Annotated in this window: 16 protein-coding genes and 2 pseudogenes; 13 read left to right on the forward strand and 5 right to left on the reverse strand. The window is 64.1% G+C overall.

Features of this window, described 5'->3' with window-relative positions; genetic code table 11:
* On the reverse strand, positions 1 to 1,268 hold a 1,268-nt coding region (locus VML93_RS15630; RefSeq protein WP_325611965.1), incomplete at its 3' end, for a BTAD domain-containing putative transcriptional regulator.
* 135 nt (positions 1,269 to 1,403) lie between these two features.
* On the opposite strand from VML93_RS15630, the gene VML93_RS15635 reads away from it, so the two are divergent.
* On the forward strand, positions 1,404 to 2,360 hold the full coding sequence (locus VML93_RS15635; RefSeq protein ID WP_325611966.1) for a TIGR03564 family F420-dependent LLM class oxidoreductase: 957 nt from the start codon (positions 1,404 to 1,406) through the stop codon (positions 2,358 to 2,360).
* Here the strand turns inward: VML93_RS15635 and VML93_RS15640 are convergent.
* Complete coding sequence (locus VML93_RS15640) at positions 2,316 to 3,281, reverse strand: LysR family transcriptional regulator (RefSeq protein ID WP_325611968.1); 966 nt, start codon at positions 3,279 to 3,281, stop codon at positions 2,316 to 2,318. The genes VML93_RS15635 and VML93_RS15640 overlap by 45 nt on opposite strands.
* 128 nt (positions 3,282 to 3,409) lie before the next feature.
* Between VML93_RS15640 and VML93_RS15645 the strand changes: the two genes are divergently transcribed.
* The 8 genes and pseudogenes from VML93_RS15645 to VML93_RS15680 all read left to right on the forward strand — a co-directional run.
* Positions 3,410 to 4,696: an aromatic ring-hydroxylating dioxygenase subunit alpha gene (locus VML93_RS15645; RefSeq protein WP_325611969.1), complete on the forward strand. Its 1,287-nt coding sequence runs from the start codon at positions 3,410 to 3,412 to the stop codon at positions 4,694 to 4,696.
* A complete protein-coding gene (locus VML93_RS15650; protein ID WP_325611970.1) occupies positions 4,693 to 5,016 on the forward strand; it encodes a hypothetical protein in 324 nt (107 codons plus the stop codon). The genes VML93_RS15645 and VML93_RS15650 overlap by 4 nt, the downstream gene beginning before the upstream one ends.
* A 4-nt stretch (positions 5,017 to 5,020) precedes the next feature.
* A complete protein-coding gene (locus VML93_RS15655; protein WP_325611972.1) occupies positions 5,021 to 5,851 on the forward strand; it encodes a TauD/TfdA family dioxygenase in 831 nt (276 codons plus the stop codon).
* A complete protein-coding gene (locus tag VML93_RS15660; protein WP_325611974.1) occupies positions 5,848 to 6,708 on the forward strand; it encodes a TIGR03619 family F420-dependent LLM class oxidoreductase in 861 nt (286 codons plus the stop codon). Before VML93_RS15655 ends, VML93_RS15660 begins: the two co-directional genes overlap by 4 nt.
* A gap of 12 nt (positions 6,709 to 6,720) precedes the next feature.
* Entirely contained in the window at positions 6,721 to 7,986 is a 1,266-nt protein-coding gene (locus tag VML93_RS15665) for an aromatic ring-hydroxylating dioxygenase subunit alpha (RefSeq protein ID WP_325611976.1), read from the forward strand.
* Positions 7,987 to 7,992: 6 nt separating this feature from the next.
* Positions 7,993 to 8,325: a hypothetical protein gene (locus VML93_RS15670; RefSeq protein WP_325611977.1), complete on the forward strand. Its 333-nt coding sequence runs from the start codon at positions 7,993 to 7,995 to the stop codon at positions 8,323 to 8,325.
* Positions 8,326 to 8,356: 31 nt separating this feature from the next.
* Positions 8,357 to 9,559 carry a cytochrome P450 gene (locus VML93_RS15675; protein WP_325611978.1) on the forward strand — a complete coding sequence of 401 codons (1,203 nt, stop codon included), beginning with the start codon at positions 8,357 to 8,359 and terminating at the stop codon, positions 9,557 to 9,559.
* A gap of 45 nt (positions 9,560 to 9,604) precedes the next feature.
* Positions 9,605 to 9,968 (forward strand): annotated as a pseudogene (locus VML93_RS15680) (NAD(P)-binding protein); the annotation flags it as partial.
* Positions 9,969 to 10,067: 99 nt separating this feature from the next.
* Here the strand turns inward: VML93_RS15680 and VML93_RS15685 are convergent.
* Both VML93_RS15685 and VML93_RS15690 read right to left on the reverse strand, forming a co-directional pair.
* The gene (locus VML93_RS15685; protein WP_325611979.1) at positions 10,068 to 10,895 is read right to left on the reverse strand and encodes a class II glutamine amidotransferase; all 828 of its coding nucleotides are present in this window, start codon (positions 10,893 to 10,895) and stop codon (positions 10,068 to 10,070) included.
* A gap of 10 nt (positions 10,896 to 10,905) precedes the next feature.
* Positions 10,906 to 11,970, reverse strand: coding sequence for a zinc-binding metallopeptidase family protein (locus VML93_RS15690; protein ID WP_325611985.1), 1,065 nt, complete (start codon positions 11,968 to 11,970; stop codon positions 10,906 to 10,908).
* A 194-nt stretch (positions 11,971 to 12,164) separates the two neighbouring features.
* Here VML93_RS15690 and VML93_RS15695 point away from each other — a divergent pair, with 194 nt between their 5' ends.
* The 4 genes from VML93_RS15695 to VML93_RS15710 all read left to right on the forward strand — a co-directional run bounded on the left by VML93_RS15695 (position 12,165) and on the right by VML93_RS15710 (position 16,749).
* A complete protein-coding gene (locus VML93_RS15695; RefSeq protein WP_325611981.1) occupies positions 12,165 to 12,641 on the forward strand; it encodes a PE family protein in 477 nt (158 codons plus the stop codon).
* A 143-nt stretch (positions 12,642 to 12,784) separates the two neighbouring features.
* Positions 12,785 to 15,367: a helix-turn-helix transcriptional regulator gene (locus VML93_RS15700; RefSeq protein WP_325611986.1), complete on the forward strand. Its 2,583-nt coding sequence runs from the start codon at positions 12,785 to 12,787 to the stop codon at positions 15,365 to 15,367.
* A gap of 120 nt (positions 15,368 to 15,487) precedes the next feature.
* Positions 15,488 to 15,727 (forward strand): hypothetical protein, encoded by a 240-nt coding sequence (locus VML93_RS15705; protein WP_325611982.1) that lies wholly within the window; start codon positions 15,488 to 15,490, stop codon positions 15,725 to 15,727.
* Positions 15,721 to 16,749, forward strand: coding sequence for an acyltransferase domain-containing protein (locus VML93_RS15710; RefSeq protein ID WP_325611983.1), 1,029 nt, complete (start codon positions 15,721 to 15,723; stop codon positions 16,747 to 16,749). Before VML93_RS15705 ends, VML93_RS15710 begins: the two co-directional genes overlap by 7 nt.
* A gap of 14 nt (positions 16,750 to 16,763) precedes the next feature.
* Here VML93_RS15710 and VML93_RS15715 read toward each other — a convergent pair.
* Positions 16,764 to 18,950 (reverse strand): annotated as a pseudogene (locus VML93_RS15715) (ATP-binding protein); the annotation flags it as partial.

The raw sequence follows: 18,950 nt of genomic DNA on the forward strand, positions 1-18,950 counted from the left end.
GTTTCCAGCCGGAGCTCGAAAACGTGCTCCGGGCGCACCAGGTTGCGTAGTTGACGGATCCCCAAGTCGGCGAGCACGACGTCGTCGGGCAGCGAGTCGATGACGAGCTCGGCGACCGCCCCCGAGCACAGGATCTGGCCACCCGCGGCCAGCGACCGCAGCCGCGCGGCGCGGTTGACCGCCCGACCGAAGTAGTCGCCGTCGCGCAGCTCCACCTCGCCGGTATGCAGTGCCACGCGGATACGCATGGGCTCGCGTAGGGCCCAAGGCTCGCAACCGATCGCGTCCTGCAACTCGATGGCGGCGGCGGCCGCCGCCGACGGACGGTCGAAGACCGAGAAAGTCGCGTCGCCCTCGCCGCGCGTCTTGATCAGCCGTCCCCCGCGCGACGTGACGGCCTGTTCGACCAGCTCGTCGTGCCGTGCGAGCGCCACCGCCATGGCCTCGGCGTCCGCCTCCCAGGCGGCGGTCGATCCCTCGATATCGGTGAGCAGGAAGGTCACGGCGCGCGTCACCGCCGGAAGGCTCTGTGCCACAACAATATCCAGCGAGGCGTCCTGTGCGACGATGGCGGCCTCGAGCCGGCGAAGCTCCGGCCCGGGATCGACCCCCAACTCGTCGGCCAGCAGCGAGCGTGCCCGTTGATAGGCGCCCAGGGCTTCGCCCTGCCGGCCGGCACGATAGAGGGCGAGCATCAGCTGTCCCCATCGCCTTTCGCGCAGCGGCGCCTCGGCCACCGCCGCCTCAAGGTCGCCGATGACTTCCGCCGCCCGACCGGTCGCGAGCAGCGCGTCCGCGCGATCCTCGACGAGCGCGGCGTGGCCCTCGATCCAGCGCGTCTTCTCGGCCAAGCCCCGCCGGCCGTCGGGCAGTTCGGGGATACCGCGCCACAGGACCAGCGCCTCCTCGAAGCGGGCCACCGCTTGGCTGGTGTCGCCGGCGGCGGCCGCGTCACGGCCCAGTCGGGCCGCCGACTTGTAATACGTCGCGTCCACGTCCGCGCCGGCCAGTTTCCAACCCATTCCCTCGGTGAGCACGAAGCCGTCGCCCAGGGTGCGGCGCAGCGCGGAGATGTGGGTCTGCAGCGCCTTGGCGGCGGTGCGCGGCGGGTCATCGCCCCAGAGCAGTTCGAGCAGCGTGTCGGCCGGCACAACCGATCCGTTGTGCAGCCCCAGCATCGTGAGGAGGGCGCGCGGCTTTGCGCCCGGGATGATGACGGGCGTGCCGTCCTGTCGGACCTGCAGAGGCCCCAAAACCCGCAGTTCCACCGATGGAAGCGTACCCACGTCAGCAATCGTCGGGGGGAGGATTCAACGCATGGTCAAGATCGAGTAAAGCCGCCGCAACTGCTTTCATGTATGCGGTCGGTCCAATCGCTCTGGCCCAGCTCAGGAGGACAGCGAATGCGAATCGGTCTGATGGTCGGTTCCGACAAAGAGCGGTCGCGCACCGACCGCCTCGCCGGTTTGTTGGCAGATGCCAGCGCTGCCGAGAGCGCCGGCTTCACCTCATTCTGGATGCCGCAAGTCCCGGGCTATCTGGACGCGATGACCGCTGTTGCGCTGATCGGCCAGGTGACAGAGCGCATCGAACTAGGCACAGCCGTGGTACCCGTTCAGACGCGGCATCCCATGATCATGGCGCAACAAGCGTTGACGACCGACGTTGCGTGCGGCGGCCGTTTCACCCTCGGACTGGGTCCTTCGCATCACTGGATCATCAGCGGTCAACTGGGACTTCCTTACGATAGGCCAGCCCATTTGATGCGCGACTATCTCGACGTATTGGCAGCCTCGATCGCGGGACCGGGGATCGTCCAGGTCACGAACGAGACGTACAACGTCGATGCGTCGATCGACGTTGCCGACGCCCCCGAGATGACGATTTTGCTTGCCGCCCTTGGGCCCGCCTTGTTGCGGCTGGCCGGCGAACGAGCGGGCGGCACGATTCTGTGGATGGCGGACGAGCGTGCGATAGCCAACCACGTCGCCCCACGGATAAACGCGGCGGCCAAGGCGGCTGGGCGCGCGGCGCCACGAATCGTCGCGGGCGTCCCGGTCGCCCTGTGCTCGAACAGCGAGGTTGACCATGCCCGCGGCTATGCGAGCGAGATCCTCGGGCATGCGGATTTCTCGCCGAACTATGTCCGACTCCTGGAGCACGGAGACGCCCAGGATGTCGGTGACACGATGGCCGCCGGCGACGAGTCGGCCGTCATTGCCCGGTTGCGCCGCTATCGCGACGCGGGCGTCACGGATCTCGCGGCGCGAATCGTCGGACTGGGCGACGACGCGGCAGCGCGCACCAGGTCGCGATTACAGACCCAGGAGTTCCTCGCCTCCGTCGGCCCCGCCCTCTAGGTCTCGGCTTCTGGCGATGTTCTCGACGATGATCTCGCAGGCCGTGTCGTAGAAGGCGCTGATCAAGGTCGAAAAGGAAAGCTCGAAGGGATAGATCATGTGCACGGCCAGTGGTTCCACCGCCCAGTCGGGAAGGACCGGCACGATGGTGCCCTCGCGCAGTTCCCTGGTGCAGATGATTTGCGTGGGCATGGCCCCGACGCCGAGGCCCTGCAGGATGTACTGCTTGCACACCTGAAAGTTGTTGGCGCGGGCGCGTACCTGCGGCGACAGTTCGTATCGTCGCTGTTGCCTGAAGATCGTGAACTTGCGCGGTCCGCCGAAGCCGAAGTCGATGAACGGCAGGTCATTCAATTGAGTGGGCACCGTGATGGGCTCCGGCAATTGCTGCACGAAATCGGTTGCGGCGCACAGGAACAGATTCAGGTCGAACACCTTTCGCGCGATCAGCTTGGAATCCTGTAGCGGTCCCGGCCCGAATACGACGTCGAAGCCGTCTTTGATCGGATCGACCATGCTGTCGACCAACCGAATGTCCAACCGCGAATTGGGATAGCGCTGAAGGAATGTCGCGCCGACCCGAGATGCGTAGTCGATGCCGACGAATACCGGTATCGCGACCCGCAGTTCACCCTGCGGCTCCTGCTTGCTGCCTTCCACCAGAGCCCGCACGCCGTTGGCCTCGGCCAGGACGTTCACAGCGTGGTGGTAAACCTGCTCGCCGAGATCAGTGACGGTGATCTGATGGGTGTTCTTGCGCAGCAGCTTGATGCCGAGGTCGGATTCCAGCTTCGTCAGCTTGCGGCTGACGGTGGATTTGGGCATGCCGAGCAACGTCGCCGCTTTCGACAGGCTGCGGCTTTCAACGACCTTGCCGAATATCAGCAGGGCATCGAGGTCAAAGGTCGGGTTCTGTTCCATAGTCGTGTTCCAACGTCGGGTTTGTGTTCCAACTTCGGGTTTGTGTTCCAACTATGCAACAGGGTGTTGCGGTTTTGCATCTATTTTGCCCATTTCCGCAGCTGTACCGTCGGCCCGAGGAGGGCCTCATGAGTCACAACAGCCTGGTGGCCAAACCCGTAAGCGGAAACTGGACCGACGCATATCCCGAACTCGGCCGTGGCCCGGTGTCTCTTGAAGACTGCGTGTCCGAAGAGTTCTACGAAAAGGAACGAGAGCACGTCTTCAAGAAGACCTGGCTCTATGTCGGGCGCGTCGAACGAGTCCCTCGCTCGGGCAGCTACTTCACCCGCGAACTCAAGGTGTTGAACACCTCGATCATCATCGTGCGCGGCAAAGACGACGTGATCCGCGCCTTCCACAACATCTGCCCGCACCGCGGCAACAAGATGTTGTGGGAAGACGATCCGTTCCAGGAGGTGTCTGGCCGCGCGCCGTTGCTGTACTGCCGTTTCCACGGCTGGCGATATAAGTTGGACGGCTCGCTGCACTCGCCCACTCGCAAGGATCTGCTGCTGGACTTCGACGCCGACAGCTGCCGGGTGCCCGCGGTGCAGTGTGAGGTGTGGGAAGGCTTCATCTTCATCAACCTCGACCCGCACAACACCCAGCCGTTGCGTTCTTTCCTCGGTGAACTGGCGCACGGCATCGAGGGCTATCCGTTCGACGGTCCGCACCAGATCTACAAGTTCTCGGTCGAGTTGCAGTGCAACTGGAAGATCTTCGTCGACAGCTTCGCGGAGAGTTACCACGGGCCGTACCTGCATGCGTCCTCGTTCGGCAATCTCACCGCCGAGGCCAAAGAAGCTCTGGATAAGCCGAATCCGTTCACTGACGCGCTGGCCTACCAGCTCAGCGGCCCGCATCGGATGTTCTCGTTCGCGGGTGAGCCGTCGCGAAAGACGCCGTACTCGAAACCGATTGAATGCGTGATGGAGGCGAGTGCGGCGGGGCCGTGGAACAAGAGAGTCGATGGGGGTCCGATGCCATCGGGGATGAATCCCACGCGGTCGGAGAAATACGGCTTCGACTCGTTTCAGTTCTTCCCCAACTTCGTGCTCATCTTCGGGGCCTCCGGATTCACCACCCACGCCCACTGGCCGACGGGACCGCACTCGCACCTGTTCGAAGTCGAGATGTTCTATCAGCCGCCGAAGACGCACAAGGAGCGGCTCGGACAAGAGCTCACCGTGACGTTTCTCAACGACATCATCCTGGAAGATGCCAGCCCCTCGGAGGGTCTGCAGGCGATGCTCAACAGTGGCGTCCTTACGCATTTCACGATGAATGACGAGGAAATCCTGCTGCGCCATCTGCACAAAGTGGTCGCTGACTACGTCGAGGCCGGCGAGCAGGCGAAGGCGAGCCAGCGATGAGTGCGGTTCTGCCAGCCGAGTTTTCGCAGCTGGAACACTTGGTGCCCGAGTGGGCGATCGAGGACGGCCACCAACGCTACGTGAAACGCGTCAACAGTTCCATGGACGAGATCCGGGCGTTCTATGACGAGGTGTTTCCGCATGCCGAGGAAGCGGTCGCCTATATCGACAAGTTCGACTACGCCGAACCGCTGCCCGACGACGTCGCGAATCTGCGCAACCTGCTGTACTCGCTGATCACCGTCGCGTTGGCGGTCGAGCTGTGGAAACAGCCGCGGGTAAAGCATTCGGCCAACACCATTCTCACGAGATTGAGCTGAGACCATGGGACTCGACTCGGCACAGCTGGAGATCGTCAACCTCACTCCGAGTATCGGCAGCGAGATCAGAACCGACCTCGACACGCTGCTGAGCGGCCGAGAGGCCGACAAGATCCGCGAGACGCTCGAGCAGCGCGGGGTGGTGTTCTTCCGCGGATTGGAGATCAGCGACGAGCAGCAGGTCGCCATTGCCAAGACGCTCGGAAACATCGTCGCCAACGAGGGCGAGGGAGGCATCAACAAGATCTCGCTCGACGAAAAGGTGAACCAACGCGCCAAATATCTTCGGGGCTCGATGTTCTGGCACTTCGACGGGTCCCTGCAGCCGCTCCCGAACCTGGCGACGTTCCTGCGCGCCGTGCAGCTCTCCGAAACGGGCGGGCAGACCGAATTCTGCAACGCCTACCAGGCGTACGAGGACCTTCCGGAAGCCGAAAAGCAAGAAATAGCGGATTTGCGCGTGGTGCACAGCGCGGAGCGTTCGCAGTATTACGTCACGCCGGAGATGAGCTACGCGGAAGTGGCGTTCTGGCAGAAGTCGGCCAACAAGGCCTGCCCGTTGGTGTGGACGCATCAATCCGGCCGTAAGTCACTGCTATTGGGCGCGACATCAGATTACGTACTCGGAGTCTCGGTCGAAGAAAGCCGCGCTCTGCTTGCGCGCCTTCGTGATTGGGCTACCCAGCCCCAGTATGTCTACCGGCACGAGTGGCAGCCCGGTGATCTGCTGATCTGGGACAACACCGGCACCATGCACCGAGTGTTGCCATATGCGGTTGACAGCGGCCGCTTGATGCATCGAACCATCCTCGCGGGTGAAGAGCCGCTCCAGTGAAGCTCGGTATCGCCACACCGGTCGTCACCAATATCGGCGGAGCCCCATTGCATTGGGAGAAGGACGCCGGCATCGAAGACATCGGCCGAGTAGCAGAGGCCGCGGATCGGCTCGGCTACCACCACATGACGTGCAGCGAACACATCGGTGTGCCCTCGACCGAAATCGGGCGGCGCGGAGCACGATACTGGGATCCGCTTGCCACCTTCGGCTATGTTGCGGCGCGCACGAAGCAGATTCGACTGGCCACCATGACGCTGGTGCTGGGCTACCACCATCCACTGGCGATCGTGAAGCGGTACGGCACACTCGATCACGTCAGTGCGGGACGGGTGATCCTCGGCCTAGGTGTCGGCTCCCTCAAGGAAGAATTCGACCTTCTCGGTGCACCTTTCGACGACCGCGGCGCCCGCGGCGACGACGCACTGAAGGCACTGCGAGCGGCGCTGCCCAGTAGCGCGCCGGCCTACGAAGGCGAGTTCTACTCGTTCAGCGGGCTGACAGTCGATCCGTGTGCGTTGCAGCCGCACATGCCGATCTGGATCGGCGGTCGCACGCGACGGTCATTGCGGCGAGCTGTCACTCTCGCCGATGGATGGTGTCCCTATTACGTGTCGATGGAGACCGCGGCAACGTGGCTACCGGCGTTCGAGCTGCCTCCCGATTTCGAGGTGGTCATGCCCGCCGATCATCCCCTTGATCCAGTCGGAAAACCGGAAGCGACAAAGGAAACGCTGCTGGCAATGGCCGCCGGCGGCACCACAACCCTTTCGGCGCGCTTCGTCCATCACTCGCTGGAGCACTACCTCGAGCAAATCCACGCCCTGACCGAACTGCACCGCGAGACCTTCGGCTAGACAGGAGCACATATGGCGCGCTATCCGAAACCGCCCGAAGGCAGTTGGACGCAGCACTATCCGCAACTGGGTACTCAGCCGGTGTCCTATGAGGATTCGATCAGCCCGGAGTTCTACGAGGTGGAACGGCACGCGGTGTTCAAGCGGGCTTGGTTGAATGTCGGCCGGGTTGAACAGATCCCGAAGAAGGGAAGCTATTTCACCAAGGAGCTGAAGGTCGCCAACACCTCGATCATCGTGGTGCGCAGCGGTTCCGGTGAGGTCAGGGCATTCCACAACGTCTGCCGTCACCGCGGCAACAAACTGGTGTGGAACGACATGCCTATGGAGGAGACCAGCGGCGTGTGCCGGCAATTCACCTGCAAATACCACGCGTGGCGCTACGACCTGGACGGCAACCTGGCGTTCGTCCAGCAGGAAGACGAATTCTTCGACCTGGACAAGAGCCGCTACGGGCTGGTGCCCGTGCACTGCGAGGTGTGGGAAGGGTTCATCTTCGTCAACTTTGCGCGCGAACCCCAGCAATCGCTGCGCGATTTCCTGGGTGCGATGATCACCAGCCTGGAGGGTTATCCGTTCGGCGAAATGACTTCGCGGTTCCAGTACCGCTCAGAGGTGAAGGCGAATTGGAAGCTCTACCTGGACGCGTTCCAGGAGTTCTACCACGCGCCCATTCTGCACGCGAACCAGTCGCCGTCGAACTTCTCGAAGGCTGCCGCGGAAGCGGGTTTTGAGGCGCCGCATTACCGCATCGACGGCCCGCACCGACTGGTCAGTACATCGGGCATCCGGGTGTGGGAGATGGACCCGCAGATGCGTAAACCGATGGAGGACATCTGTCAGAGTGGGCTTTTCGGGCCGTGGGACAAGGTGGAGCTCGGGCCGATGCCGCCCGGGGTGAACCCAGGGGAGTGCAATCCCTGGGGCTCGGATTCGTTCCAGCTGTTCCCCAACTTCGTGATCCTGATCTGGTCGCAGGGCTGGTATCTGACGTATCACTACTGGCCGACGGCCTACAACAGCCATATTTTCGAAGGCACGCTGTACTTTCCGCAACCGCGTACTCCGCGCGAGCGCATCGCCCAGGAGATGACGGCGGTGACGTTCAAGGAGTACGGCCTGCAGGATGCCAACACGCTGGAGGCGACGCAGACGATGGTCGAGTCCCGCGTTGTCGAGGAGTTCCTGCTTTGCGATCAAGAGGTGCTCATCCGCCATCTGCACAAAGAGACCGCGGCGTGGGTGGACGACTACCAGCGCAAGCTGGCCGAGGTCTGACCCGAGATGACGACAGCGATGTTGCCGCCCGAATTTGCTGATCTGGAACGGTTTTCACCGTGGTGCCTGGCCGCCGAGCCAGAGCGTTACGCAAAACGGTTGGCCAGTTCCATGGCCGAGATGCAGGCGTTCTATGACGCGATCGTGCCGCGTGCCGAGGAGGCGATCTCCTACTGCGACAAGTTCTCTCTCGACGAGATGCCCGAGGACGTTCTCCACCTCATGCACCTGCTGTACTCGATGATCATGGTGTCATTTCCGGTTGAGTGCTGGAAGCAGCCGCGGGTGCCGGACTCGGGTGCCGCGACATTGGATTGCCAGTCCGAACCTGTGCCATGACCGGGCCCACAGTCATCCGAAGGGGGAGCCTATGACTATCGATACGGCCGACGATGTGTACTACGACCCGTGGGATGTCGACCTCAATGCCGATCCATATCCGATGTTTCGGCGCATCCGCGAGAACGCGCCGCTGTACTACAACGCGAAGCATGACTTCTACGCGCTGAGCCGGTTTGATGACGTCAACCGGGCACTCGTAGACCATCACACGTTCAGTTCTGCGCGCGGAGTCGTGCTGGAGGTCATCAAGGCCGGCATCGAAATTCCGCCAGGCCTAGTGATTTTCGAAGACCCGCCGGTGCATGATATTCACCGCAGCCTGCTGTCGCGTGCGTTCACCCCTCGCAAGATCAATGCGCTTGAGCCGATGATCCGGGAGTTCACGCAGCGGTGCTTGGATCCGCTGATCGGCGGCGATCGCCTGGACTTCGTCACGGATCTCGGCGCCGTAATGCCACTGCGGGTGGTGGGCATGCTGTTCGGAATTCCCGAGGACTACCAGCGCCGGGTTCAAGAGCACGGTGAGAAGTCCGTCCGCACCAATCGCGGCGGCCGAATGACCGACAATCATCAAGCCCGGCTCACCGACTTAGAGGTTTTCGCTGACTTCATCGATTGGCGCACAGACCATCCGGCAGACGATCTGACAACCGAGCTCCTCAACGCCGAATTCCGCGACGAACACGGCATCATCAGAAAGCTGCACCGCGACGAACTGTTGATGTTCATGAAAGTCGTTGCTGTTGCGGGCTCGGAGACCACGACGCGGCTGATTGGTTGGTCGGGAAAGCTGTTGTTCGAACATCCAGACCAGCGCCGGCAGTTGGTCAGTGACCGATCGCTGTTGCCCGGGGCAATCGAAGAAATCCTGCGCTTCGAGCCACCCGCGCTGCAAGCGGCCCGGTATGTCACTCGCGATGTCGAATTCCACGGGACTACCGTTCCCCAGGGCAGTGCGATCCTGACTTTGATGGGAGCTGCCAACCGTGACGAAGCGCGATTCGGCGAGAACGCGGAAACTTTCGATGTGATGCGGGTACCGCGCCAGCATCTGACCTTCGGCGTCGGTGCGCATTACTGCCTGGGCAACGCGCTCGCGCGAATCGAGGGGCGAATTGCCTTGGACGAGATCATGAATCGCTTTCCCGACTGGGAAGTCGACCTAGACGCCGCGGTCTTTTCGTCGTCGTCGGCGGTGCGTGGCTGGGACAGCATGCCGGCCCAAGTGTGAGCGGATCAACGGATCGGCGCTATCGTTGCGTAACCTTCGACATCGTTGTCCGTCGCCGCATTCTCATTGCACACAGGAGGGCTGCTGACGACCATCGAGGCCGACTACCTGGTGGTAAGGGGCCGGAGCCATGGGAATGGCTTTTACCGACACGATGATCACCGAGACCGAGGCACGTGTGGTCATGGTGGACCGTGCCCATCAACCCGGTGGACACTGGACCACCGCCTATCCATTCGTCCGGTTGCACCAGCCGTCGTCGTACGACGGCGTCAACTCAAGAGCCTTGGGCAACAACACCACTGACCAGGTGGGTTGGAACCAGGGATTCAGCGAACTGGCCACCGCCGGCGAGGTGTGCGCCTACTTCGACGCCGTCGTGCAGCAGCAACTTCTCCCCACCGGGCGGGGCTGCAATCCGGATTGAATGCCGCCCGCGAGAAAACTGGGGAAGCTGATCGCCATGGATTCCGTCGGCGCGGACTGAGATTACGGGCGACCGGGCGGGTCACACAGTCGGCTCGAACGGTCGCTCGTCGATGTCCTCGCCGATGATCAGTGCGGTCCCGGCCGGCACTTCCCGCCATACGCCCGGCAGATCGCTCAACGGCTCGGAAACCACCACGCGGGCATCCTGACCGAAGTGCGCCAGCCGTTCGCTGTCGGGATAGAGCATGCGCACCGACTCCGGATCTTCGCTGAAGAACAGAGTGTTCACGTCCGGACCGCTGGCGTAGCGGGCCGCGTAGAGGCGCACCCCGTCGCTGATGCCGACCGTCATCTGCAGCGCGGGTTCCTGCACGCCGGCCGCGGCGGCGGCCGCTTCGATGAAACCCGCCATCCGCGCGATTCCCGCGATCGGATCATCGGTGAGACCGAAGGTGAGCGCGAGGTGAAACATCAGTTCCGAATCGGTGGACCCCGCGATATTGCCGAACAGGTCGGGGCGCACCGCGAACAGCAGATCCCGGCGCAACCGGTGATATCCGCCGATGTGCCCGTTGTGCACGAAAAGCCAGTTGCGGTAGCGGAACGGGTGGCAGTTGGTCTGCTGCACCGGCGTTCCCGTCCCCGCGCGCACATGGGCAAGAAATAGTCGGCTGCGGATCTCGGTGGCCAGCTCCAAGAGGTTCTCATCCCCCCACGCCGGAGTGATGCTGCGAAACAGGGCCGGTTCGGCGCGGTGCTCATACCAACCCAACCCGGTGCCGTCGCCGTTGGGAATCTCCATGTTCGGCGCGTGCCTGCGGCTCTGCTCGATCAGTGACCGCTCCGGGTCATGCAGCAGCTCGCGGGGCGCGATCGGGGCGCCCAGGTATGCAACCCACCGACACATCGGTGCCTCCTTATGTCAACCCGGCCGTCTCGCGGATCACTTGGTGTACGAACGCCAGCTTGCGAACCACTGCCGGCGAGATGTCGAACGGGTAAAGCGGACTCTTGCCCATGGTGGTGTTCACGCGATTGAAGCAGAGCGACAACCACTTCCAGTCCTCCAGCAGTTGCTCGATCGACGCGTCCGCATAGGACTCGAGCGGAACGACGTCGCGCTGCACCGCGAAACGGACCCGGTCGGCGTGCAAGACCAGTCCGGACTCCCGGGCGGTGTCGATAGTGGCGGTGATGTGCAGATAGTGGGCGAAGCACTCGGCGAAGTCCTCCCAGGGGTGCATCGTCGCGTACTCGGAGATGTAGAAGTCAGCCCAGTTGGCCGGCGCACCGAATTTGTAGTGCCGTGCGATCTCGTTTTGATAGTCGGCGCGCTCGTCGCCGAAGATCTCCCGGCACTGGTCGAGGTAACGCGCGGCTCCGGGATCGGTTTCCACCAGGATGTTCTGGTAGTAGTGGCCGACCTCGTGGCGGAAATGACCCAGCATGGTGCGGTACGGCTCGCCGAGGTGGACCCGAAGGGACTCGCGGTAAGCGTCCAGTGACTCGACCAGATCGATCGTGATCACCCCGCCGGCGTGCCCGATCACCACCCGCTCACCGCTGCTGTAACTGGACAGCAGATCAAACGCCAGACCTCCGTCTTTGCGCCAGAACGGCTCGACCGGCAGGCCGATCTCGATGAGCTGAAAAATCAACCGCCGCAGGGCAATTCCAGTCGAGGTCAGTTTTTCTACGGCGATGGTGTCGTCGGCGTCGGGTTCGCGGCGGATCAAGGAATGGGCCAGACACCGCCCCCGCCGACCCAGTTCCTGTTCCTCGGGCACAAACCAGTTGCAATCGAGGCTGAGCGCCTTCGTGCAGGAGATCCAGGTCTGGCCGTCGATGACAGCAGTGCCTGACGAGGTCGCGACCATGGTGCGGCTGGGCACATGCAATCCCAGTTCTGCCAAGCAATTCGGGCAGCGCCGCGACTCGAATGGGGCGTAGCTCTGGCAGACGGGGCAGGCGAACGCACGCACGGGTTCCATCGTGTCAGTCCACGGCGGCCCGCGACATCCCTGGATGAGCGCCGGACCGGTGACGGCCGTCGGCGTCGCTGTCCAATCGTTGCCCGTCCGGCTGGCCAGTTAAGTAGTCGACTACTGCAGTCCACCCGGTCGACGTGGGCGAGTCTTGGTTTGCCAGCTTCGCGTACTGAGGAGGATGGACACCGATGTCGCACGTAATCGCGGCGCCACAGCTGATGACTGCGGCGGCAGGGGATTTAGCGACCATCGGTTCGGCGGTCGACGAAGCCCACGCCGCGGCGGCCCCAACGACAACTGCGGTTGCCGCCGCGGCCGCCGATGAGGTGTCGTCGAGTATCGCGCGCCTGTTCTCTGACCATGCCCAGGACTATCAGGCGGTGGCCCAAAGGGCGGCTGCATTTGAGGACCAGTTCGTTCAGAACTTGAAAACGAGTGCGGCCTCGTATCTCACTATCGAGGACTTTCTCACCTCGTTGTTGCGGGGGCTGGGGTTGGATCCAAGTGTGCCCCCTGGGTCCGTTTTGTGCGACTTCCTAGGGCAAACCATTTCCATCGTTCTTGGCGGCGTTGTCCTGGGCTTTTTCGTCTCCCTTATCGCCATTTCACTGGTTATCGCCGTAATGAGGGCGCTCATTGAGGCGATCACCGGGGTACTGAGTTGACCCGGGACGGCGACAGTGTCCATGTTTGATGTTTGCTCGTTCCGGGTGAAGGAGTTGCCACGATAAACGCCAGTGTCTGCGGTGTCGGCACGTACGCTGCTGGGGTGCGCTTGTCCTGGCCGTTGGTTGGCCGCGTGGAGGAGATGCGAGCTATCGAAGCCGCCATCACGGCTTCGGATGTTTGCGGCATCGTTGTCTGCGGGGCAGCCGGTGTGGGCAAGAGCCGGATCGCCCGCGAAGCGCTGTCGATCGCCGTCGCGCGGGGATGCGAAGGGCGGTGGGCGGTCGGCACATCAGCCGCGCGGGCAGTTCCGCTGGGTGCTTTCACGGCGTGGGCGCAGCCCGGTGTCACCGACACCCTTCAGTTGCTGCGCGGAGTGATGGAATCGCTGACCGCGGCGCCGTCGGGCAGCACGGTGGTGCTGGGCGTCGATGACGTGCACCTGCTCGATGATCTGTCGATATTCGTGCTGCATCAGATCGTGCAGCGAGGCGCGGCAAAGGTGATGCTCACCCTTCGCGATGGCGACCCGATCAGCGCTGCGGTGCAAGAGCTATGGACGGTCGGCCAGTTCGACCGGCTCGACGTGCAGGCGCTGTCGCTCGATGAAACCATCTCGCTGCTGTCGGCCACGTTGGACGGGCCGGTGGATCCAGATGCCGCGCAGCGGCTATGGAAGCTGACTCGCGGCAATGTCTTGTACCTGCGCAACATCGTCGAACAGGAGGCCGCGGACGGTCGAATCCTGCTACAGGACGGGTATTGGCGCTGGCTCGGTGATCCCGTCATGCCGCCCGGGTTGGTTGAGCTGATCGAATCCCGCATCGGAGCCCTGCCGGCGCCGGTCAGCGATGTGGTCGACGTGGTGGCGGTGGGGGAGCCCATCGACCTGGCGCGCCTGCGGCGCATCGCCGATCCAGCAGCGATCGAGGAGGCCGACACCCGTGGCCTCATCACGCTCGACCCGGTAGTTGGCGGTGTGGAGGTGCGGGTGGCGCATCCGCTCTACGGTGAGGTGCGCCGCCGTCGTGCGGCACCGACTCGGCTGCGACGCCTGCGCGGACTGGTCGCGGCCGAACTCGCCGCGGTCGATGACAGCGACGACATCCAGGTCGTGGTGCGCCGCGCCACGTTGAGTCTCGACTCCGACCTCACGCCCGACACCGATCTACTCGTGAAGGCCGCCCACGGCGCCGTCTGGCTGGCGGATCTGCCCCTCGCCGATCGACTTGCCACGGCGGCAATCCGTGCAGGAGCGGGACCTGAACCGAATTTTGTTCGCGCGCATGCCCTTTCGTGGTCAGGCCGCGGCGAGGAGGCGGACGCGGTGCTGGCCGAGATTCACACCGGCGAGTTGAGCGACATTGAGCGGGCCAGATGCGCGTTCCTGCGGGCCAGCAACATGCTGTGGGCGCTCGGCGACCCAGCGCGCGCGAAAGAAATCATCGACGACGCGTCGCGCACCACGTCAGCGCAAGCCCGTAGCTATATCGATGCCTTCCTCACGGTGTACTGGTTCGCGACGGACCAGCCGGCCGCGGCGATGGATGCTTCCAAGAGCCTCGCGATGGACGACCTGCCCGCCGTCGTTGGCGCTGAAATCGCCTGGGTCCTGGCGGCCATAGCCGCGGATGCGGGGCGCACCACGGAAGCAGTAGCCGTCGCAGATGCGGGATATGTCACTGTGGCACGCTCTTTCGACGCTCCGCACATGAGGTTCAACATCGCCGACGCACACGTCAGCGCGCTGCTGCTGGCCGGCCGGATTGCGGACGCCCTGGAGCTGGCCGAGCGGGTGCGCCGCCAGGCGGCCGACCTTCCCGGCGGGGCTCAATTACTGGGTGCCGCCGTGGCGGGTTGCGCGGCCCTCGGTGCCGGACGCCTCGATTCCGCGGGTGCGCTGCTTGAACAGGCGGCGGTGGGACTGTCCGCGACGCACGCTTTGGGCTGGGGATACCGCTACCGGGTCCCGCGGGTGACTGCGCTCGCGATGTCCGGTTCGACCGCGGAGGCAGCCGCCGCGCTGGCCGCCCTCGACACGCAGCGACGTCCTTTCCGGTTGCTGGACTTTGAACGGAGCCTGGCTCGGGCGTGGGTGGCGGCGGGCCAGGGCGCCGTCAGCGAGGCGATCACGGTGTTGTTGTCGGCTGCCGAAAGAGCTGCAGCTAAGGGGCAATTCGCAGTCGAAGTGGTTTGCCTGCAGACGGCTACCCAGTTCGGTGACCACTCGGGTTCAGCCCGGTTGCGCGAGCTCGAAGGGATCGTCGAGGGACCACGTGTCGGCGTCGCCGCGCGGTTCTCGGCCGCCCTGGCTGAAGGCGATGCCGCTGAATTGGCGGCTGTGTCGGAAGAATTTGAGCGCGTCGGCGACCTCGTTGCCGCGGTCGACGCCGCCGCCCACGCGGCCCTCACCTACCGGAAGCAGGGCCTGCGCGGATCGGCGCTGGGATGCGCGACGCGCGCGGACGCGCTGGCCGAACAATGCGGCGGCGCATGGACTCCCGCGTTCGGTCAGGCCAGCGAGCCCGTGCCCTTTACCGATCGCGAACGAGAGATCGTGATGCTCATCGGCGAGGGGTTGTCCAACCGTGCGGTCGCTGAGCGTCTGACTCTTTCGGTGCGCACCGTGGAAAGCCACATATACCGCGCCATGGCGAAGACCGGAACCACCAGCCGCGACGAACTCGCCGCCCTGGTAGCGCGTCGCGGGGGGCAAACAGAGTGACACCGCCTGGCACCGCGTGCGCTCGGCAGACCCGATTGCAGTAGCGCGCTACTGCGCTCGCCGCACCGCGTTCGAGTGACGATTCCTATCGTGAAGCGCGATACGGATTGAGGAACGACGATGATCACCGCAAAGTACGCCGGTCGCCAAGGCGCGATGACGAGGATCGCCCCACACGCGACCGGCCACGAACGGGCCAGCGATGGCACACTGTTGCGCGTCGACTGCGAACGGGGTATCGGCTGGGTAGCCACGCACTACGACCTGCGTCTGCGCGTCATTCAACAGGTCAGGGGTTCAGATGAGGACGTACACCGCGTAGCGGCCTGCTGGGCACGGGGCCTGGAGATGCGATGGTAACGGCCCGCCTCGACCCGACACGACCGCGCAAGACAACAGGAAGCCTGGATGGAAGGGCCACGGGCACAGGCGGAACGGTCTTCGTGTTCCCCGGCCACGGTTCGCAGTGGACGCAGCGAGCGGTCGAACTGTTGGACTCCGCGCCGGCATTCGCCGAGCACTTGCGGCTCTGCGATGCCGCATTCGCCGAGTTTGTCGATTGGTCACTGCTCGAGGTCGTGCGGGACGGCGTCGATTCCACCAGCAATGACCGGGTCGATGTGAAGCAGCCCCTGTTGTTTGCGGTGATGGTGTCGCTCGCCGTGCACTGGCGCGCGCTGGGAATCCACCCGGATGCAGTACTAGGCCATTCACACGGCGAGATTGCGGCTGCCTACGTCGCCGGCGGCTTGTCGTTGCGCGACGCGGCGAAGGTAGTTACGTCGCGCAGCAAGGCGATCGGTGCAATCGCTGGAACAGGCGGTATGGTTTCGATCCCGCGGCCCAGCGAACGGGTCTTCGCGCTCATCGAACCATGGTGTCAATCGATCTCCGTTGCCGCCCAAAACGGTCCGTCTTCGACGGTGATTACCGGCGATACTGCCGCACTGGACCAGATCATGGCTGTGTGTCAGCGAGATGATCTGCCGGCCGAGCGAATTCCCGTCGATTACGCCTTGCATTCTGCCCAAGTGGAGGCGCTGCGGGAGCCGTTGCGCGACTCGCTTTCCGGGCTGCAGCCGCGAACCGGCGATATCACCTTCATCTCCTCGGTCACCGGCGCCGGGCTCGACATGTCGATCCTCGACGGCGATTACTGGTTTGCCAATCTGCGCCAACCGGTCCTGTTCGAACAGGCTGTCCGGTGGTCGTACGAACACGGTTATCGCACGTTCACTGAATCCAGTCCGCATCCGGTGCTGATTGCCGGTATCGAGGAATCACTGGCGGATTATGCCGAGGACCGCACCGTTGTTGGCACACTTTGGTCGGTGGCACTTCGAAAAGTTCTGGCGGACAAATCCATTCAGGTTCGCCCGTAAACATTCTGTGACACTCACATCGCCTCGGCCCAAGCTATATGTTCTTCGAAGCCAAGCGATTGCGCCGTCGCGCGATAGCGACTCAGCAAGTCCCGGTACGCAACATCGTCGCCGCGGGCGCGGGCCAGCAGCGTGCGCAGCCGCAGCAGCGTGATCTCGCGCATCGCAGAATCTTGATCGGCGCGCAGGTTCGCCAGTCGTTCAATCGACTGTTGGGCTTCGGCCAGGTCGGCATCGGCGCCACGCTCCAGCAGCGTCTCCACCAGAGCTCCGGTGGCCCAGACGCTATAACCGAGTCGCTCGTCGTCGTTTAGCTCATCCAAGGCTTTGCGCATGGCTGGAATGGCAGCATCGCGGTCGCCGTGCCTGGCTCTCTCTCGCTCGACCACCAGCACGGTGAGCGGGACCAGGGAAGGCGTACGCTCGCGCTGCCACTCGCGGGCCGGCATCGCAAGCTCCAGCCCGCGGCGACGGTCGGCTTCGGCGTCCCGATGCATCAGTGCGACAGCCAACCCGTACTCGGCGTAGATCACCGCAGTGTCGCTGCTGGCCCTTAGGGCGGTCTGCCCCGCCTCTTCAATCGCGAGCAGCGCGGAGTCATCGGCGCGAAGCACCCCAAAGCAAATCGCCAGCGTGTAGGTCCACACGATGACAACGCCGAGGGTCGCCGGGTCGTTATTCCGGGCCATCGCGACGGCGTCGTCGAGATCTTGTCGCCATCCGGGCCAGCCCAGCCACCACCGGGCAACGCCGCGAAATGCCACCGCGATCGCCAGCGGTGACCCCATTCCGAAGCCGCCGCCCTTGGTCGGGTCGCCTGCGGCCAAGTCGATGATGGTCTGCGACCATCGCAAGATCTCGCCGAATTCGCCTGCATCGAACCAGTTGGCGAACGCGATGAACGCCAACCCAATGGTCAGGTTGGACTCGCCGATCGACTCGAGCAGCGCCATCTGCTCGGATGCCAACCGGGACCCCTCACGCGAACGTCCCGCGAAGAGGAACTCGGTGGCCCGCCCGGTCATGCCCATGGCCAGTGAAACGCTGTCCCCGGCGGCGGTGCACAGTTCGCGCAACTCCGCGAAGCGGCCCCGGCTTTCCTGCACCGTTCGGCCTAGCCAATCGGTCGCACACAGCATCGTGCGGGGGGCGATGCGCATCGACAATTGGTCGGGGTCGTCGTCGGGCAGTGCGTCGGCGATTCGGCGAGCGCGCTCCCAGCTGAGCCGGGCGGCGGCGATGTCGCGGTTGGTTGACCAGGTGGCGGCGCGCATGTGCCAGCTGTACGCCGCGTGCATCTCGCCGGCTGACTCGAGGTGTTCGGCGATCAGCGCCGCGTTCTCCTCCACTGATCCCGGGGCACGCTCTTGGATCGCGGTGGCCAGGCGCCGGTGCCATTCGGCGCGATCGGATTTCAGCTGCGATTCGTAGGCCACCGCGCGGATCAACGGGTGACGGAAGGCGAACTCGGGGCTGGGGGTGAACCGCACCTGGTCGATCAGCTCCGCGGTGAGCAGCTCGTCGAAAACAGGATCGATGCCCAGCGCGGACAGCAGCTCGGCTTCGAAGCGGGCTCCGATCACCGACGCGGCGTTCAACGTCCGCTTGGCGGGGGTGTCCAGCCGGTCCACGCGTGCTTCGATGGCCGCCTGGACGGTGGCCGGCACGCTCACCTCGGCGACATCCGTCCGGCAGACGTAGCCACCGCGTTCACCGGCCAGCACGTCACGTTGCACCAGCTCGCGCACCATTTCCTCGGCGAAAAACGGGTTCCCCGCGGCCCGCTCGGCGATGACCGCCGCCAGGTCGGTGATCGAGGGATCGGTACCCAGCAGTTCACCGATCAGCATCGCGGTGTCCGAATCACCCAGTGCGGCAGGGCTATCGTCTGCGCGCCGTGCATCCGGGTCAGCGCGCCCTCATACTCGGGGCGGGCGGTGATCAGCACCATCACTTTGGTCTGCGGGATCACCGTGAGGAAGTCGGTGATCATCGACTCGCTGACCGCATCGATCCAGTGCGCATCTTCGATGACGTAGAGCGCTGGTTGGGTGCGCGCCAGCGACATCGTGTTGATCAGCGCGGTGAGCCGGCGCCGCCGCGCGTCGGGGTCGATCGCCGGCAGCGGCACCTCGGGGTCGGCGATACCAAGCAGGTCGTTGAGCAGCAGGAGATCCTGTGGATCGGCATCGGAAGGGATC

Origin of the sequence: Mycobacterium sp. (genome assembly GCF_035499775.1) — a bacterium.
GTDB lineage: Bacteria > Actinomycetota > Actinomycetes > Mycobacteriales > Mycobacteriaceae > Mycobacterium.

Coding starts and splice junctions, on each gene's coding strand:
- VML93_RS15635 (WP_325611966.1), top strand. CDS start 1,404: ATGCGAATCGGTCTGATGGTCGGTTCCGACAAAGAGCGGTCGCGCACC.
- VML93_RS15640 (WP_325611968.1), bottom strand. CDS start 3,281: ATGGAACAGAACCCGACCTTTGACCTCGATGCCCTGCTGATATTCGGC.
- VML93_RS15645 (WP_325611969.1), top strand. CDS start 3,410: ATGAGTCACAACAGCCTGGTGGCCAAACCCGTAAGCGGAAACTGGACC.
- VML93_RS15650 (WP_325611970.1), top strand. CDS start 4,693: ATGAGTGCGGTTCTGCCAGCCGAGTTTTCGCAGCTGGAACACTTGGTG.
- VML93_RS15655 (WP_325611972.1), top strand. CDS start 5,021: ATGGGACTCGACTCGGCACAGCTGGAGATCGTCAACCTCACTCCGAGT.
- VML93_RS15665 (WP_325611976.1), top strand. CDS start 6,721: ATGGCGCGCTATCCGAAACCGCCCGAAGGCAGTTGGACGCAGCACTAT.
- VML93_RS15670 (WP_325611977.1), top strand. CDS start 7,993: ATGACGACAGCGATGTTGCCGCCCGAATTTGCTGATCTGGAACGGTTT.
- VML93_RS15675 (WP_325611978.1), top strand. CDS start 8,357: ATGACTATCGATACGGCCGACGATGTGTACTACGACCCGTGGGATGTC.
- VML93_RS15685 (WP_325611979.1), bottom strand. CDS start 10,895: ATGTGTCGGTGGGTTGCATACCTGGGCGCCCCGATCGCGCCCCGCGAG.
- VML93_RS15695 (WP_325611981.1), top strand. CDS start 12,165: ATGTCGCACGTAATCGCGGCGCCACAGCTGATGACTGCGGCGGCAGGG.
- VML93_RS15700 (WP_325611986.1), top strand. CDS start 12,785: ATGCGAGCTATCGAAGCCGCCATCACGGCTTCGGATGTTTGCGGCATC.
- VML93_RS15705 (WP_325611982.1), top strand. CDS start 15,488: ATGATCACCGCAAAGTACGCCGGTCGCCAAGGCGCGATGACGAGGATC.
- VML93_RS15710 (WP_325611983.1), top strand. CDS start 15,721: ATGGTAACGGCCCGCCTCGACCCGACACGACCGCGCAAGACAACAGGA.